This window comes from Pseudofrankia asymbiotica (assembly GCF_001983105.1).
Taxonomy (GTDB): Bacteria; Actinomycetota; Actinomycetes; order Frankiales; family Frankiaceae; genus Pseudofrankia; species Pseudofrankia asymbiotica.
In genome coordinates this window covers 89,777-105,823 of sequence record NZ_MOMC01000027.1, presented here as the reverse complement: position 1 = coordinate 105,823, position 16,047 = coordinate 89,777, and the positions used below count along the sequence as shown (strand labels likewise).

The following is a 16,047-nucleotide window of genomic DNA, read 5'->3' as shown; positions in this document are numbered from 1 at the left end:
CGCGCGACACCTGGAGTCGACGATCGTCACCCGGGCTGCCGTGGGGCGGTGGGTCCTCGACGGGGCCCCGCGGCGTCCGGCAAGACTGGGCCCATGTCTGATGCTCTGGTCGTCCCGGAATCGCACCGGGACCTGTTCACCGGTTCCACGTTCACGCTGAGCACGCTGAACGCGGACGRCTCCATCCAGGCCACGGCGATCTGGGGCCTGGTGGGCGAGGACGGCGTCGTGCGGACCTCGCTGTCGAAGAACCGCCACAAGTACCGGAACCTGATGGCCCGTCCCACGGCCACGGTCTTCGCGATCTCCCCGTCGAACCCATACCACACGGCGGAGATCCGCGCGAAGGCGATCATCGAGGAGGACGCCGACAAGTCCTTCCTGGCCTCGATGCTCGCCACCTACGGCAGGACACTGGAGCAGTTCGGCGCCCCCGGCCTCGAACCCCGGGTCGCCGTGACCTTCCAGCCGACCCGCGTCGTCCTCCTCGGCTGACAGCCCCACCACCTCTCACCCACTCCGGTGAGGCCAGGGCGGTCACGGGACGAAAGCCAACAGTCAGAGGGCACGGACCTCGCGGCGTCGGTGCGGCCGGGGGCAGCCGAGGCGGTCAGGGGGCGAGGGCTTCGAGGGCGTCGGTGAGGATCGTGACGCCCTCGTGGAGGAGGTCGTCGCCGATCGCGAGCGGGGGCAGCAGGCGCAGGACGTTGCCGTCGGTGCCGCAGGTGAGGACCACGACCCCCTGCTCGTGGCAACGTCGGGCGACGCGGCCGGTGGCGACGGCGTCCGGCTGGCCGGTGGCGGGGTCGACGATCTCGACCGCGAGCATGGCGCCGCGGCCGCGGACGTCGCCGATCGCCGGGACCCGTTCGGCGACGGCACGCAGGCGGGGCAGCAGCCGTTCGCCGATCGCGCGCGCCCGGCCGACGAGGCCGTCGCGCTCGATCGTCTCGATGGCGCCGAGGGCGGCGGCGCAGGCCAGCGGGTTGCCGCCGTACGTGCCGCCGAGGCCGCCGGGATGGGCGGTCTCCATGATCTCCGCGCGGCCGGTGACGGCGGACAGCGGCAGGCCGCCTGCCATGCCCTTGGCGACGGCGACCAGGTCGGGGACGACCCCCTCATGCTCGCAGGCGAACATCGCGCCGGTGCGGGCGAAACCGGTCTGCACCTCGTCGGCGATGAACACGGCGCCGTTCGCGCGCGACCAGTCCGCGAGCGCCGGCAGGAAGCCCTCGGCGGGGACGATGAACCCGCCCTCGCCCTGGATCGGCTCGATGAGGACCGCGGCGACGTTGGCGGCGCCGACCTGGCTCTCGATGATCCCGATCGCGCGGTCGGCCGCCTCGGGTCCGGTCAGGCCGCCGTMCCGGAACGGGTAGGACAGCGGCACCCGGTAGATCTCGGGCGCGAACGGGCCGAAGCCGTTCTTGTAGGGCTGGTTCTTGGCGGTCAGGGCCATCGTCAGGTTGGTGCGGCCGTGATAGGCGTGATCGAAGACGATGACGGCCTGGCGGCGGGTGTGAATCCGGGCGATCTTGACGGCGTTCTCGACGGCCTCGGCCCCGGAGTTGAACAGCGCCGAGCGCTTGTCGTGGTCGCCAGGGGTGAGGCGGGCCAGCTGCTCGCAGACCGCGACGTAGCCTTCATAGGGCGTGATCATGAAGCAGGTATGGGTGAATGCCTGAACCTGCGCGATCACGTTGTCGACGACCCGCGAGGCGCTGTTGCCGACCGTGGTGACGGCGATCCCGGACCCGAGATCTATCAGCGCGTTCCCGTCGACGTCGACCAGGATCCCGCCGCCCGCCGCGGCGACGAACACCGGAAGCGCGATCGACACGCCCCGCGCGACGGCCGCCTCCCGGCGCGCCAGCAGCTCCCGCGACCGCGGCCCGGGCAACTCGGTCACCAGCCGCCGCCGCTGCGGCAGCCCCGGCCCGCCCGTCACCCCCGCGCCAGCCGCACCGGGCGCACCGGGCGCACCGGGCGCACCGGGCGCACCGGGCGCCGAAGCGTCGGCAACGTTCCCCGACCCGCCGAGCCCCCTCGCATCCGAGGCTGGGCCGATGGAGGCGGAGGGGCCGGCGGTCGTCGTCATGCGTCAACGGTAGGCCGATCCGCGTCTGACCACCGGGTTCCGCCGCAAGACGCCGGCGCTGGCCGCCCCGCCGGCCACGCCCGCCGGCCACCCGTCGCCCAAGGCCTCGTCGAACCCCGCTCTGTGGCGGACCAGCACGTCCATAGGCTTGCTCATCCGCCACAGTGCCGACCCCTGGCCTTGAACTGTGGCATCTGAGCCTGTCTATTGGCTTGCCCATCCGCCACGGTTCGCGTTCGCGGCGGTAGCCCGGCGGGTGGTGACGCCTCGCGCCGTCGCGGGAGGCCCGGGCGGGACAGGGCCGGCCGGCCGATCGGCCGGCAGCGGCGCGCTCAGCCGCGCATGGCCAGCCACGCCAGGTAACCGAAAGCGCGGGCCGGCCGCGATCGGTCGGCCCGCGCTTCTGGTGGCGGATGGTCGGTCGCGAGCGATCAGGCCTTCGGGCCGCCGGCCACGTAGAGGACCTGGCCGGAGACGAAGCCGGCGCCCTCGCTGACGAAGAACGAGACGGCGTGGGCGATGTCGGCCGGCTGGCCGACGCGGGCGACCGGGATCTCCTTGGCGCGGCGGGCCTCGTAGCTCTCCCAGGTCTCGCCGAGGCGCTCGGCGGTCGCGTGGGTCATCTCGCTCTCGATGAGGCCGGGGGCGACGACGTTGGYGGTGATGCCGAACTTGCCGAGTTCGACCGCCAGCGTCTTGGTGAAGCCCTGCATGCCGGCCTTGGCGGCCGAGTAGTTGACCTGGCCACGGTTGCCGAGCGCCGAGGTGCTGGAGAGGTTGACGATCCGGCCCCACTTGGCGTCGACCATGTGCTTCTGGCAGGTCTTCGTCATCAGGAACGCGCCACGYAGGTGCACGGCCATGACGAGGTCCCACTCGGCCTCGGGCATCTTGAAGATGAGGTTGTCGCGGGTGATGCCGGCGTTGTTCACGAGGATCGTCGGCGGGCCGAGCTCGGCGACGACCTTCGCGACGCCGGCCTCGACCTGCGCGGAGTCGCTCACGTCCGCGCCGACGCCGATCGCCTTGCCGCCCGCCGCGACGATCTGGTCGACGACCGGCTTCGTGGCCTGCTCCTCGAGGTCCAGCACGGCGACGGCGTAGCCGTCCTCGGCCAGCCGCAGGGCAGTCGCGGCACCCAGGCCACGGGCCGCGCCGGTCACGATCGCCACCTTCTGGGCGGACTCCGTCATGCTCACGTTCTCCCGTCTCTCGGCGGGTCCGGCCGAGCTCCGCGGCCGGACCATTGCCTGTCGTCACCGTCATACTGCCGGTCGGCGTCCGCCTCAGTCGTCCCGAACCGGCGGATCTCACGCCGCTGCAGGCGGCGGAACCGAGGCCGCACCGGGTCAGGCGCGGGGTTCGAGGCGGATGACGAGGGATTTTGAGGTCGGGGTGTTGCTGCGCTCGGCCGTCGAGTCGAGCGGGACGAGGACGTTGGTCTCCGGGAAGTAGGCGGCGGCGCACTCGCGGGCCGTCGGGTAGGCGATGATCCGGAAGTCCTCGGCGCGCCGCTGGGCGCCGTCCGTCCAGACGCTCACCAGGTCGACGCGGTCGCCGTCGGCGAGGCCGAGGGTGGCGAGGTCGTCGGGGTTGACCAGCACGACGCGCCGGGCGCCCCGCACCCCGCGGTAACGGTCGTCGCGGCCGTAGATCGTGGTGTTGTACTGGTCGTGCGAGCGGACCGTCTGCAGCAGCAGGTGCCCGGGCGGGACGCGCAGCACGGTGAGCGGGTTGACGGTGAACACGGCCCGTCCCGACGGGGTGCGGAACTCGCGGGCGTCGCGCGGCGGGTGCGGCAGCAGGAAGCCACCCGGCTGGACGATCTTCTCCTCGTAGCCGTCAAAGCCCGGGATGACGCGCGCGATGTGGGCGCGGACGTGCCGGTAGTCGCCGGCGAGCCCCGCCCAGTCGACGACGGGGGCGACCTGGCTCGCGGGATCCGCCCAGGCGGGGTCGGCGGCGGGAGCCCCCGCGGCGTCGGCGGCCGGCACGCTCCCCCGGTGGGCGAGGCGGGCGGCGAAGGTCGCCGCCGCGAGGCCGGTGACGATGGCGACCTCGGAGCGCAGCGCCGGTCCGGCGGGCGCGATGGTGCCGCGGGAGGCGTGCACCGAGCCCATCGAGTCCTCGACGGTGACGACCTGCGGGCCGCCGGCCTGGACGTCGACCTCGGTGCGGCCCAGCGTCGGCAGGATCAGCGCGACCTGGCCGGTGACGGCGTGCGAGCGGTTGAGCTTGGTGGAGATCTGGACGGTGAGCCGGCAGGAGCGGATCGCGGCCTCGGTGACGGCGCTGTCCGGGGTGGCGGCGACGAAGTTCCCGCCGAGCCCGACGAACACCGAGGCCCGGCCGTCGCGCATGGCGCGGATCGCGTCGACGACGTCGTAGCCGTGGTGGCGCGGCGGGGAGAAGTGGAACTCGGCGCCCAGCCGGTCGAGGAAGGCGTCCGGCATCCTCTCCCAGATGCCCATCGTCCGGTCGCCCTGGACGTTGGAGTGCCCGCGCACCGGGCAGACACCCGCGCCGGGGCGGCCGATGTTGCCGCGCAGCAGCAGGAAGTTGACGACCTCTCGGATCGTCCCGACGGCGTTCGCGTGCTGGGTGAGCCCCATCGCCCAACAGACGATGATCTTGTCAGCGGCGAGCACCCGGGCGGCGAGCTCGTCGATCTCGGCGGCCGCCAGGCCAGTCGCCACCGAGACCTCCTCGTCGTCGAGCGTCCGCAGGTGGGCGGCGAACGCGTCGAAGCCGGTGGTGTGGGCCGCCAGGAAGTCGTGGTCGAGGACGGTGCCGGGGGCCGCGTGCTCGGCGTCGAGCAGGCGGCGCGACAGCGCCTGGAACAGGGCGAGGTCGCCGTTGAGCCGGATCTTGAGGAACTGGTCGGCGAGCGTCGTGCCGGCGCCGACGACGCCGGAGGGCCTCTGCGGGTTGCGGAAGCGCATCAGTGAGGCCTCGGGCAGCGGGTTCACCGCGACGATCGACCCGCCGCGTCGCTTGACCTTCTCCAGGGAGGTCAGCATCCGCGGGTGGTTCGTGCCCGGGTTCTGGCCGACGACGAGCACCAGGTCGGCCTCTTCGAGGTCCTCCAGGGTGACGGAGCCCTTGCCGATGCCGATCGTCTCGGTCAGCGCGGTGCCGGACGACTCGTGGCACATGTTGGAGCAGTCGGGCAGGTTGTTGGTGCCGAAGGCGCGGACGAACAGCTGGTAGAGGAACGCGGCCTCGTTGCTGGTCCGGCCGGAGGTGTAGAAGACCGCCTCGTCCGGGCTCGCGAGGGCGGTCAGCTCGGCGGCGATGACGCCGAACGCCTCGTCCCAGCCGACCGGGAGGTAATGGTCGGAGCCGGCGGTCTTCAGCATCGGTTCGACGAGCCGGCCCTGCTGGCCCAGCCAGTATCCGGAACGGCCGGCCAGGTCCGTCAGGCTGTGCTCGGCGAAGAACGCGGGGGTGACCCGGCGCAGCGTCGCCTCCTCGGCGACGGCCTTGGCGCCGTTCTCGCAGAACTCGGCGGCGTGCCGATGGTTCGGGTCCGGGTCGGGCCAGGCGCAGCCGGGGCAGTCGAACCCGTCGACCTGGTTGAGCAGCCGCAGCGTGGCGAGGCTGCGGCGCGCCCCCATCTGCGCGAACGACTGCCCGAGTGCGTGCGCCACCCCGGGCACGCCCGCCGCCCATGAGGCCGGGCCGCGCCCGCTCCCGCCGGCGTCCTCGGGATCCGCCGTAGGTGCTCTGCGCGCCACGTGACCACCTTCCTTGAGCTGCGGGTCCTCTCCGGAAGCTACCTCCAGGTCAGGCCGTCAACGCCCGCATCCGCGACATAGCCGGCAGCTCGCCGCCACCCTGTCGCTGGCTACTCCGGCCGCCGGAGCCACCCCGTGCGGGCCTCCCTCCGGCACCCAGGACCCGGCTCAGCCGCACTCGCCGGGGCGGACGAAGGGCTCGTCGTCGTCGRCCCAGCCACCAGGCTCGTCGGCGCGGGGTTCCGGGACGGCGGGCTCGGGCAGGCGGGGCGCCTCGACGAGGCGGAAGAGGGTGGTGGCGCGCAGGGCGAAGCCGAGGTGCTCGTAGAGGCGGATCGCTGGCGTGTTCGTGGCCGCCGCGTGCAGGATCGGCGTCTCGCCGCGGGCGCGGATCCCGGCGGCGACCGCGCGCATCAGCCGGGTCGCGAGGCCGCGGCCCTGGTAGGCGGGGTCCGTGCACACGGCGCTGATCTCGGTCATGCCGGGGATCCGCAGCCGCTCCCCCGCCATCGCGACCAGCGCGTCGCCGTCGAAGACGCCGAGGTAGGTGCCGAGCTCGATGGTCCGCCGCAGGTAGGGACCGGGCCGGGTGCGGGCGACCAGGTCGAGCATCGCGGGCACGTCGTCCCGGCCGAGCGGGCGGGCCTCGGGCTCGGTGGCGTCCGTGAACGCGTCCGTCGCGACCATCTGGACGAGGCCGAGCGCGTCGACCGACCGCCAGCCGACCGGCGGCTCCTCCTCGACGAAGAACAGCACCGCCGGACCGCCCGGGCCGACGACCCTGGCCAGGTCGTCCCAGGCCCACCGGCCCGGCCCGCCGGCCATGGCCGCGAACGGCGCGACGTCGGTCTGGAACCGCGCCGCCTGGCCGGTCCGCTCGCCGAACCCCGCCTGCGGCCCGGTCAGCGCCGCCCAGATCACGTTGTCCAGCGGACCACCGCCGGTCGCCGGCGATTCCGGCTCGATCTTCTCCGGCAGAACCCGCGTCGACTCCGTCACCGCGCCCATCCCTCCGACCACGCAGCACCCAGGAACGTGGGCCCCCGCCCCACCCCGCGCCAGGCGACGAGCACCTGCCGGCTCGCTCGCCAGCCAGCCTATGGCGCGCGGCGGAACAGGCTCACCCGATTTACCGTCGCCTCMCCGACCGTCGCCCGGGCTGGAGTGGACCCGGCCGACCTTGGCTGACGCGGCTCCGGGACCTCGGTACGCGATCAGCCGACGGGCCGTCCCAGGCCGGTCCCACCAAGATCGATCAGAGGAAGGCCAGGCGAGGGAAGCGTTCCTTGGAGCCGAGCACGACGCCGGCCTCGGTTCCGAGGACGCGTTCCAGAAGGGTGGCGTAGATGGAGCGGAAGTCGGTGGTGAACCTCAGGTCGCCGTCGTCCAGGTTGGTCAGGCTCGGGGCGTCGCCGTGGAAGCCGCCGCGGACGCCCGTGCCCAGGACGAGAACGGGGGCGGCGGTGCCGTGGTCGGTGCCGTCGTTGGCGTTGGCCGCGACCCGCCGGCCGAACTCCGAGTAGACCACCGTCGTGACCGCCGTCCCGTGCGGGTCGCCGCCGACGGCGGCCTGGAAGCGGGTGAGCGCGGCGTCCAGCTCACCGAGCAGCTTCGCCTGGGTCGCCTTCTCCATGATGTGGGTGTCGAAGCCGCCGAGGTTGACCGAGTAGGCCCTGGTCGGCACGCCGGCGCGGATGCAGGCGGCGACCACGTCGAGCTGCGCCCCCAGCGCGCCGGCCTTCGCCGCGGTCGGCCCGGTCGGCCCGGTCGGCGCCGCCGACGCCGAGGGCGACGCGGTCGACGCGGCGGGCGGGGTCGCGGCGGTGTCGTCGCCTCCGCCGGCGTCCAGCTGCCCGGCAGGGCCCTGGTCCTGGTCCGTCTCGTTCGCGAGCACCGGGCCGAGCGTGCCCGCGACGGTGAACAGATCGGCGCCGGACGAGGCGACCCGGGCAGCGAGCGGGCCATCCGCCGGGTCGGGGCGGTAGAGCTGGCGCGACTCCTGGCCGATCGCGCCGCCGGGCGCGGCGAACGGGCCGGTGGGGACGGCCGCGGCGGCGGTCGTCGCGCCGACGACCAGCGGGGCGAGCGTCGGGCCGACCGATACCGCCCGCAGCGCGGCGGCGCTGCCCGGTATCGACGAGCCGGCCGGTGCCGACCAGATGCCCGGTCCCGGCGTGCCGCCCGTGGAGGTCCTGGCCTGGGCGTCGAGCCAGCGGCCGAGCCATCCGGTCGTCGACGTCGTGCCCGGGGAGGCGGTCTGCCAGATCGCCATCGACCGGAAATGGCTGTGGTCCGGCTTCGGGTAGCCGACACCCCGGATGATCGCCAGGCGACGGTCGTCCCACAGCTTGCGAAGCCCGGTCATCGCGGGATGCAGCGCGAAACCGTCGGTGAGCGGGAGCGCCTGCTCGGCGGAGTAGGCCAGCTCGCCGCGCGCGGCCCGGTAGGCCGGGTCCTCGACGGGGATCACCATGTTCAGCCCGTCGTTGCCGCCGTAGAGGGTGACGACGACGAGGACACCGCCCCCGGCCAGCGGCTCCTGGGCGGCGCTGTGGTGCAGCTCCCGGTAGGACACGACGCCGGCGGTGGTGGCCGCGGCGAGCCCCCCGGTCACCCCGGACGCGATCAGAAACCGGCGCCGGTCGAACGGCATCGGGCCCTCCTCCTTCGTGGTTTCCGGGCCGCCGAGATTCCGTGGCCTCCGGGCTTCCAGGGTGGTGTCCTAGACGGTCAGGTACTCGGGTGAGAGCAGGGCCAGCGCGACGAGGCGGGCCGGGTTGCCGCCGGCGCCGGTCATCGCCTCGCGGGTGCGGGCGGTCCAGCCGTCGAGGGACAGCAGGTGGGCGACGGCGTCCGGCCTGCCGGCGGCCGGCTCGTCGGCGATCGAGGCCAGGTTCGCCGCCGCGGCGGCCGCCGTGGCGAACCTGGTACGCACCTGGGTGGACGCCGTCGTCAGCCAGGCCGCGTTCTCGGGCCAGCCGCCGACGCTCGGCGGCTGGAACGGCACCTGTCCGAGGCCGGCGAGCGCGGCCAGCACCGCGCGCTGCGGCAGTGCCCCGCTGCCGGCCGCGACGTCGGTCCCTGCCCCGCCGCCTCCACCAGCGCCGGCGGAGGCGTCCGCGGAGCCATCGGCGGCCGGCGTGACCCGCAGGCCGAGCGCCCGCAGCGTCGTGACGACGTACTCGACCGGCTGGGCGACGAGCTTGCCCCGGCTCGCGAGGAACGCCGGCGAGCGCAGCATGGCCGCGACGGCGGCGCCAGCGTCGAGCGCCGAGCCGTAGGCCGTCAGCATCGCGTCGGCCGCCGGGTTCGCGTCGGGCTCGACAGGCGCCGCGAACCGGCTGAAAAGCCGGGCGCAGACCCACCGGGCCGAGGCCGGCTGGTGGGTCACCAGGGCGATCACGTCCTCGCCGCCGAGGTCGCCGGTCTTGCCGAGGACCGTCTTCGTCCCGTCGTCGTGCTGCTTCGCGGCCAGTTGGAAACCGGTGCGGCTCGCGTCCACCCGCCAGCCGGTGAAGGCGCGCGCCGCCTCCCGGACGTCGGTCTCGGTGTAGTTGCCGATGCCGAGCGTGAACAGCTCCATCAGCTCCCGGGAGAAGTTCTCGTTCGGGTGCTCCTTGCGGTTCTGCCCGGCGTCGAGCCAGGCCAGCATCGCCGGGTCGCGGGCGACCGCGAGAGTGAGCGCGTCGAACGGGCCGTTCCCGGAACGCCGGAAGATCTCGTTCTGCGCGAGCATCGCCTGCGCCACCCGCACCTTGGTGATCGACGTCGCGAAGTGCCCGTGCCAGAAGAACGTGAGCTTCTCGGTGAACGGGTCGGCGGAGGCGACCATCCGGCGCACCCACCAGCCGGTCAGCTCGGTCCCCTGCTGGCGCACCATCTGGGCGTAGGTCGACCGTGCCTGGGGGTCCGTCCGGACGTCGGCCAGCCTGGGCAGCGGCGCGAACGTCGGCGGCGGCTCCGGGTCCGCGTCAGCGCGGGCGCCCACGCCGACCAGAGCGTCGACGGCCGCGTCGTATCCGCCGGCCACGGCGGCGTCGAGCTGGGCCGGGCTCGCGCCGAACCCGGCCCGCCGGTGGAGGAACGCGATGTCGGAACGCGCGGTGGCCATGGACAGACCGTCCCAGCGGACCGTCAGCGTGCCATGGCCGCCATGTTCGAGAACGGTAAGACAATCCAGCCGTTGCCTGGCCGGGGTCGGCGAAGGGTACGCGGCGCCGCAGACTGGGCAGGTGGGAAACCTCCCGATGGCGTCGACGCCGGCCATCCAGCCGACACCGCCCGCGCCGCCCGCGCCGCCCGCGCCCGGATCCTCGACGTCCGCGAAATCGTCGGCGCCCTTGGCGGGGGTGGGGGTGGGGGTGGAGGCGGCGGGCGCGGCGGCGCGGCGGTCGTCGGGACTCGTGCTGGTGGTCGAGGACGAGCCGCACATCTGCGACCTGATCCGGCTCTACCTGACCAGGGAGGGGTTCGGCGTCGAGGTCCGCCATGACGGCGCGGCCGGGCTGGAGGCGGCCCGGGCGCTCGCCCCGGTCGCGATCGTCCTGGACATCCGGCTGCCGGGGCTGGACGGGCGCGACGTCGTGCGGGCGCTGCGCGCTGGCGACGACTGGACGCCGGTCCTGTTCGTCACGGCGAGAGACGACGAGGTCGACCGCATCCTCGGCCTGGAGCTCGGCGCGGACGACTACCTCGTCAAGCCGTTCTCACCCCGCGAGCTGGTGGCCCGGCTGCGCGCGGTGCTGCGCCGGGCCGGCCACCAGGCGGACCGGCCGGCGAGCCGCCTGCTGCGCGCGGGCGCCGTCGAGCTGGACCTGGACCGCCGCCTGGTGCGGGCCGGCGGGGAGGCCGTCGCGCTGACCGCGACCGAGTTCGACCTGCTGGCCGCGCTGCTCACCCGCCCCGGGCTCGTCTTCACCCGAGAACGCCTGCTCTCCCAGGTCTGGGGCTACCAGGCGGCGGCGGGGACCCGCACCGTCGACGTCCATGTCGCCCAGGTCCGCGCCAAGCTCGGCGCCGCCTCACCGATCCGCACTGTCCGCGGCGTCGGCTACACCGCCGATGGCTAGCCCGCCCGCACCCGGCTGGCGAGCCGGCCATCCGGCCCGCACGCGTCGCGATCCGGCCCGCGCGCGTCGCCGGCGAGGCCGCGGCGGCGGGCTCGGGCGGCGTACCGCGCTGGCCACGACGCTGGTCGCGCTGCTCGGAGTGATCATCACGGGGGCGGTGTTCCTCGGGCAGCTGGGCGACGTCGGCGAGGGGCAGGCCCGCCGGGTGCTCGGCCGGCAGGCCGACCTCGTCGTCGCCCTGTACGAGCAGCCGGAGGCGACCGCCGAGCTGCGCGCGGGCGTCACCCGCGCGATCGGGTCGCAGCAGGTCAGCCTGCTGGTCCTCGGCCCGCGCGGTGCCGTGCGCACGACGATGGGCCCCGTCGGGGGGCGGTGGGCGCCGTCGCTGCCGGCGGCGACGCTGCGTCGGCTCGCCGGCACCCACCGAACCGACGTCGTGCGCACCACCGCGGGCCGCCGGGTCGTCATCGCGACCCGGCCGCTGCCCGACGGCTCGACGATCGTGCTCGTCCAGCCCGCCTCGCAGGCTCAGGAGCTGACGTCCGCGCTGTCGCGTCGGCTGCTGGTGGCGCTGGTGATCGCGCTCGCCGTGGCGACGGTCGCCGGCCTGCTGCTCGCCCGCCTGCTGGCCCGGCCGCTGCGGGCCCTGGCCGCCGCCGCGCGCGAGCTGGCGCACGGCCGGCGCGACGTCGACCTGGCGCTCGCGCTGCCGTCCGGTGGCCCGGCCGAGATCGCCGACGTGGCGGACGCGCTCGGCGGGCTCGCCACCGCGCTCACGGTCAGCGAGGCACGCCAGCGGGAGTTCCTGCTCTCGGTCTCGCACGAGCTGCGGACGCCGCTGACCGCGATCCGCGGCTTCGCCGAGGCGCTCGCCGACGGCGTCACCCCGGCGGGGCAGACCCCGGACGCCGGCCGGGTGATCCTCGACGAGGCGCTGCGGCTGGACCGGCTCGTCCAGGACCTGCTCGACCTCGCCCGCCTCGACGCCGACGACTTCCGCGTCGACCTCGCGCCCGTCGACCTGACGAGGTTCGTCGCCGACGCCGCCGAGGTCTGGCGACGGCGCTGCGCGGCCGAGGGCGTCGAGCTGCGGGTGGAGGTGCCGGGTGGGCCGGTCATGGCCGTGACGGACGCGGTCCGGCTGCGCCAGATCCTCGACGGGCTCGCCGAGAACGCGCTGCGGCTGGTCCCGGCCGGCGCGCCGATCGTGCTCGCGGCCCGCGCCGAGCTCGCGGGCGCGGGACCGGCCGGCGCGGGACCGCCAGGCGCGGGACCGGCCGGCGCGGGGCCGCCAGGCCCAGGCCCAGGACCGCAGGGCGCAGGACCGCAGGGCGCAGGACCGGCGGTCGCGGTGCTGGAGGTACGCGACGGCGGCCCTGGGCTCACCGACGACGACCTGGCCGTGGCGTTCGAGCGCTCGGCGCTCTACGAGCGCTACCGCGGCCTGCGGCCGGTCTCGACGGGGCTGGGCCTCGCGCTCGTCGCCCGGCTCGCGTCCCGACTCGGCGGGCACGCGCACGCGGCCGCCGCCCCCGAGGGGGGAGCCGCGTTCACGATCCGCATGCCACTCGCCGACCGGCCCGGCGCGGGCGCGGGCCCTGTCGGCGAACTGACCACGCCGCGGGCCGTTCGCCCTGGAAGTCTCTCGGGGTGAGCCTGAACCTGCCTCGGTCGTTGTCCCTGCGGCTTTACCTGCTCGCGTTCAACCTGGAGAAGGGCCGGATGTACCGCGTTCCCGGCCTGGGACGTACGCTGCGCGCCGCGGCGCTGACCCAGCTCCACCACGACGGCCTGCTCTCGGACGATCACGGCCTCGCCCTGGTCACCGGGGCACCGGCCGACGCCGCCTCGCCGCCGGATGACCAGCTGTCCCGGCTGGTGTTCCGGCAGCTCGCGGCCGAGCCCTCGCCGGCCCGGCCGTGGGCGTACTGGGTCGGGCACGACCGGGCGCCAGCCGTGCGGATGGTGCGCCATGAGCTCGCGGCGGCCGGCTGGGTGACGCTCGGTTCGCATCCGGACGGGCTGCCACGCAGGGGGCGCACGAGCGTGTCCGTGTCGCCGCCGGACCGGCAGACTGTTCGTGTGCTCAACCGTGAGGCGTCCAGGGCGCTGCGCGGCGAGATCGCCGACGCCGAGCTGCCCTGGGAGCTGGCCGCGCTGGTCGCGCTCGCCGCCGCTGGCGACGTCATCACGCTGGTCAGCGCCCGGGAACGGCGGACGTGGCCCGAGCGGATCGCCGCGCTGACCGCCCTCGCCGGTCCGCCGGCCGAGGCGCTGGCGGCCCATGCTGGCGGCACATGACTGACAGGGAAGCCGTGACAGGGACCGATGCCGCTGGGTCTGCGCCGTTGCGGGACCAGCCCGCTCCGGCGCCGCTGGGTCCGGAATCACTGACCTGGCGTTACTTCGGGGACTGGCGCACGCTGCTGCTCGCGCCGTGGGCCGGGGCGATGCAGAACGCGCACCCGGCTCTCGGCGCCGGGGTGGCGCGGCACTCGCGGTTCTTCGAGGAACGCTGGCAGCGGCTGCTGCGCTCGCTCTACCCGATCGGCGGGGTCGTCTACGACGGCCCGCGCGCCGCGGAGACCGCCCGCACAGTCCGCGATTACCACCGCGCCATCGGCGGCGTCGATGACCAGGGCCGCCGCTACCACGCCCTGGACCCGGACACCTTCTACTGGGCGCACGCCACGTTCTTCATGCTCACGGTGCTGACGGCAGAGCGTTTCGGCCCCGGGCTGACGGACGCGCAGCGCGACCAGCTGTACGCGGAGCACGTCGCCTGGTACCGGCTCTACGGGATGAGCATGCGCCCGGTGCCGCCGGACTGGCCGAGTTTCGTGACCTACTGGGACCGGATGTGCGCCGAGGTCCTGGAGGACACCGCGGCGGCCCGCGCCGTACTCGACCTGCGCGACCTCGACCGGCCTCCAGCGCTTGGATGGCTGCCGTGGCCGCTCTGGTGCGCGGCCCGAGTGCCGTTCCGCCTGTTGTTCACCTGGCTGACGGTCGGCCTGCTCCCCGAGGCGGTGCGCCGCCGGTTCGGGTATCGATGGACGGCGGCCGACGAGCGGCTGTTCCGCCTCGCCGGCCGCGCCGTCCACCTCGGTTGGAGGCTCGTCCCGCCCAGTCGCCGCTTCCATCCGCGGGCTCGGGCCGGTTGGCGTCGCGCCACCGGGTCACGCCCGTCCGACACCGACACCGACACCGCGCCGGTCGAGACCCCGGCGCGCAACCTGCCCCCCGCCGACCGCCGCGACGACCCTCGCCACTACGTGCCCGCCGCCGCGCGCCGCGCGCCGCACGTCAGCCCGTGACGCCCGTCCACGTTGATCGCCGGGCCGTTCGCTACTGGATGTAACCCTCGACCTGGCCGACCGCGGCCGCCTTGGCCTCGTCGGGGTCCAGACCGGCGTCGCGCAGCGCCTCGCGGCGGCGCAGCAGGTCCCAGCACTGGTCCAGGGATTCCTCGACGTGGCGGAGCCGCTCGAGCTCGGTCTCGGGGTCGACCTCCCCCGCCGCCCGCTTGGCCCGCAGCTCGTGCTCCTCGGCGACGAGTGCGTTGATCTGCGTGAAAACGCCCTTCTCATCCATGCCGCCACCCAACCACGCCACCCGACGCCTGGCCACGGCCTGTCCCCGCGGTCAGTCCGGCATCGAGACGGCGATCTCGGCGCCGAGGGTGAAGCCGAGGGCGAGCGGGAGGTCGTCGCCACTCCAGAACCTGCCCGGGTCATACCAGCTCGGCCGGCGGCCGGAGGCCAGCAGGCCCATCGCCTGGTAGGTGATCGCGACGACCTCCGCGCAGTACGCGGTCTCCAGGGCGGGACGGCCCTCCTCCCCCTCCTCGGGCTCGCGGGCCTCGTCGCCCGTGGGGCCGTCGGCGGGACTCGCCGTGCGGGCGGGGCCGCGCCGAACGGTCAGACCACGCAGCCGTGACCAGCGGCCCGGCCGCGCGTCGTCACCGTCAGCGACACCGACCGGTGAGGTCCCGGAGCCCGCGCGGCCCGCGACGCCGGCGGAACCCCTGGCGCCCATCGAGCCAGTAGAGCCGGTGGATCCGGTGGACCCGGCCACCAGCCGGCCGGAGTCGGCGGACTCGTCGCGCCAGGGGAAGGGCGCGAGCCAGGGCTCGGCTGTGGGGTCGGAGACCAGCGCCTCCGGCGCGTCGGCGGCCTCGGCGTCTCCTCCCCCGCGCCGGACGAGCGTCGGCAGCCGGCCCCGCAGCCAGCGTCCGGCGAGCTGCGCCGTCGACGGGAAGGGGGTGCCGTCGAGACGGGCGATGATCCGAAGTGCCGCGTCCTCCGCCTCGTGGGAGACCTCGGGCTCGAGCTGGCGCAGCCAGGCACGCTGGCCGTAGCGCTGGCCCCACACCTGGACGGCGTCGCGCAGGTCGTGCAGCTGGACGCCGCGGTGGCGGCCGCCGGTCCACTGGTCGGTCAGCGACCTGCCGAGCTCGGCGTGCCAGATCATCGGCGGCAGGTCCTCGAGGACGAGCGCCATCCCGACGTGGTTGACCGGGCTGTTCGTGAGCGTCTGGATGGCCCGGTCGGCGGGGGTCCGGCCGCGGAAGAGCCACAGGTCACCCGTACGGCTCGCCTCCACGGCGGCATCCAGGCTGACCGGCATGGCACACATGCTCACAGCCTAGGACGGCCCGCCCGCCATCGGACCCGTCCGGACAGGCTGGTCAGCCTCAGGCGCATGATTCTTCCGCCCCGCGCCGCGGTCTGTGGCGGACTGGCGCCCTCGCCTGGGGGCGAAGTTCTAGCCTTGTGGCATGCGTTGGTGGAAAGTGCTCGGTCTGGCCGGAGTTGTGGGAGTGGCGACCACGGGCGCGATGGTGGCCCGCAAGGAACGCGCGCGGCGCGCCTACACCCCGGACGAGGTTCGCGAACGGCTGCACAACCGGCTCGCCGCGAGCACCGCCGCGCCGTCGCCCAACGGGTCCTCCGCCTCGGCCCGGGCCGCCCGCCACCGCCGCGCCCACCCCGACGCCTCCTAGACCGTTCCAGGAAGCGGCTCGGCCCTGGGAACACGGGCCCCAGGTCAGGCGGCTCCACGGCTACGGACGGCTTACGTCGGTTGCGCGCAAGCCTTACCTGATGTTGACATCGGCCTGCGACGATCTAGCCGCACACCT

Annotated in this window: 14 protein-coding genes; 6 read left to right on the top strand and 8 right to left on the bottom strand. The window is 74.6% G+C overall.

Annotation, left to right across the window (positions count from 1 at the left end):
* The first annotated feature begins 93 nt into the window (after nt 1-93).
* Nucleotides 94-495, top strand: coding sequence for a pyridoxamine 5'-phosphate oxidase family protein (locus BL253_RS14660; protein WP_076817269.1), 402 nt, complete (start codon nt 94-96; stop codon nt 493-495).
* Between the two features lie 115 nt (nt 496-610).
* Here the strand turns inward: BL253_RS14660 and gabT are convergent, their stop codons facing one another.
* The 6 genes from gabT to BL253_RS14630 all read right to left on the bottom strand — a co-directional run bounded on the left by gabT (nt 611) and on the right by BL253_RS14630 (nt 10,267).
* Nucleotides 611-2,098 (bottom strand): 4-aminobutyrate--2-oxoglutarate transaminase, encoded by a 1,488-nt coding sequence (gabT, locus tag BL253_RS14655; protein ID WP_081438314.1) that lies wholly within the window; start codon nt 2,096-2,098, stop codon nt 611-613.
* A gap of 431 nt (nt 2,099-2,529) precedes the next feature.
* A complete protein-coding gene (gene fabG / locus BL253_RS14650; protein ID WP_076817392.1) occupies nt 2,530-3,291 on the bottom strand; it encodes a 3-oxoacyl-ACP reductase FabG in 762 nt (253 codons plus the stop codon).
* A 156-nt stretch (nt 3,292-3,447) separates the two neighbouring features.
* Complete coding sequence (locus BL253_RS14645) at nt 3,448-5,835, bottom strand: FdhF/YdeP family oxidoreductase (RefSeq protein ID WP_076817265.1); 2,388 nt, start codon at nt 5,833-5,835, stop codon at nt 3,448-3,450.
* 168 nt (nt 5,836-6,003) lie between these two features.
* Nucleotides 6,004-6,843, bottom strand: coding sequence for a GNAT family N-acetyltransferase (locus BL253_RS14640; protein WP_241834797.1), 840 nt, complete (start codon nt 6,841-6,843; stop codon nt 6,004-6,006).
* A 247-nt stretch (nt 6,844-7,090) separates the two neighbouring features.
* A complete protein-coding gene (locus tag BL253_RS14635) occupies nt 7,091-8,488 on the bottom strand; it encodes a DUF1501 domain-containing protein (protein WP_076817263.1) in 1,398 nt (465 codons plus the stop codon).
* A 69-nt stretch (nt 8,489-8,557) separates the two neighbouring features.
* A complete protein-coding gene (locus BL253_RS14630; protein WP_241834796.1) occupies nt 8,558-10,267 on the bottom strand; it encodes a DUF1800 domain-containing protein in 1,710 nt (569 codons plus the stop codon).
* Here BL253_RS14630 and BL253_RS14625 point away from each other — a divergent pair.
* From BL253_RS14625 to BL253_RS14610, 4 genes are read left to right on the top strand one after another with little or no spacing between them, the layout of a single operon-like run.
* Complete coding sequence (locus tag BL253_RS14625) at nt 10,239-10,904, top strand: response regulator transcription factor (protein WP_198946268.1); 666 nt, start codon at nt 10,239-10,241, stop codon at nt 10,902-10,904. The two genes, BL253_RS14630 and BL253_RS14625, sit on opposite strands and share 29 nt — an antisense overlap.
* Complete coding sequence (locus tag BL253_RS14620) at nt 10,897-12,558, top strand: sensor histidine kinase (protein WP_076817260.1); 1,662 nt, start codon at nt 10,897-10,899, stop codon at nt 12,556-12,558. Before BL253_RS14625 ends, BL253_RS14620 begins: the two co-directional genes overlap by 8 nt.
* Nucleotides 12,555-13,205 (top strand): GPP34 family phosphoprotein, encoded by a 651-nt coding sequence (locus BL253_RS14615; RefSeq protein ID WP_076817258.1) that lies wholly within the window; start codon nt 12,555-12,557, stop codon nt 13,203-13,205. The genes BL253_RS14620 and BL253_RS14615 overlap by 4 nt, the downstream gene beginning before the upstream one ends.
* 47 nt (nt 13,206-13,252) lie before the next feature.
* Nucleotides 13,253-14,221, top strand: coding sequence for an oxygenase MpaB family protein (locus BL253_RS14610; RefSeq protein ID WP_198946267.1), 969 nt, complete (start codon nt 13,253-13,255; stop codon nt 14,219-14,221).
* A 31-nt stretch (nt 14,222-14,252) separates the two neighbouring features.
* Here the strand turns inward: BL253_RS14610 and BL253_RS14605 are convergent, their stop codons facing one another.
* Together BL253_RS14605 and BL253_RS45815 are read right to left on the bottom strand one after the other, a co-directional pair.
* On the bottom strand, nt 14,253-14,498 hold the full coding sequence (locus BL253_RS14605) for a DUF2630 family protein (protein WP_076817254.1): 246 nt from the start codon (nt 14,496-14,498) through the stop codon (nt 14,253-14,255).
* Between the two features lie 51 nt (nt 14,499-14,549).
* Complete coding sequence (locus tag BL253_RS45815; RefSeq protein WP_241834795.1) at nt 14,550-15,533, bottom strand: hypothetical protein; 984 nt, start codon at nt 15,531-15,533, stop codon at nt 14,550-14,552.
* Nucleotides 15,534-15,726: 193 nt separating this feature from the next.
* Between BL253_RS45815 and BL253_RS14595 the strand changes: the two genes are divergently transcribed.
* A complete protein-coding gene (locus BL253_RS14595; protein ID WP_241834794.1) occupies nt 15,727-15,909 on the top strand; it encodes a hypothetical protein in 183 nt (60 codons plus the stop codon).
* The last annotated feature ends 138 nt before the right edge of the window (nt 15,910-16,047 follow it).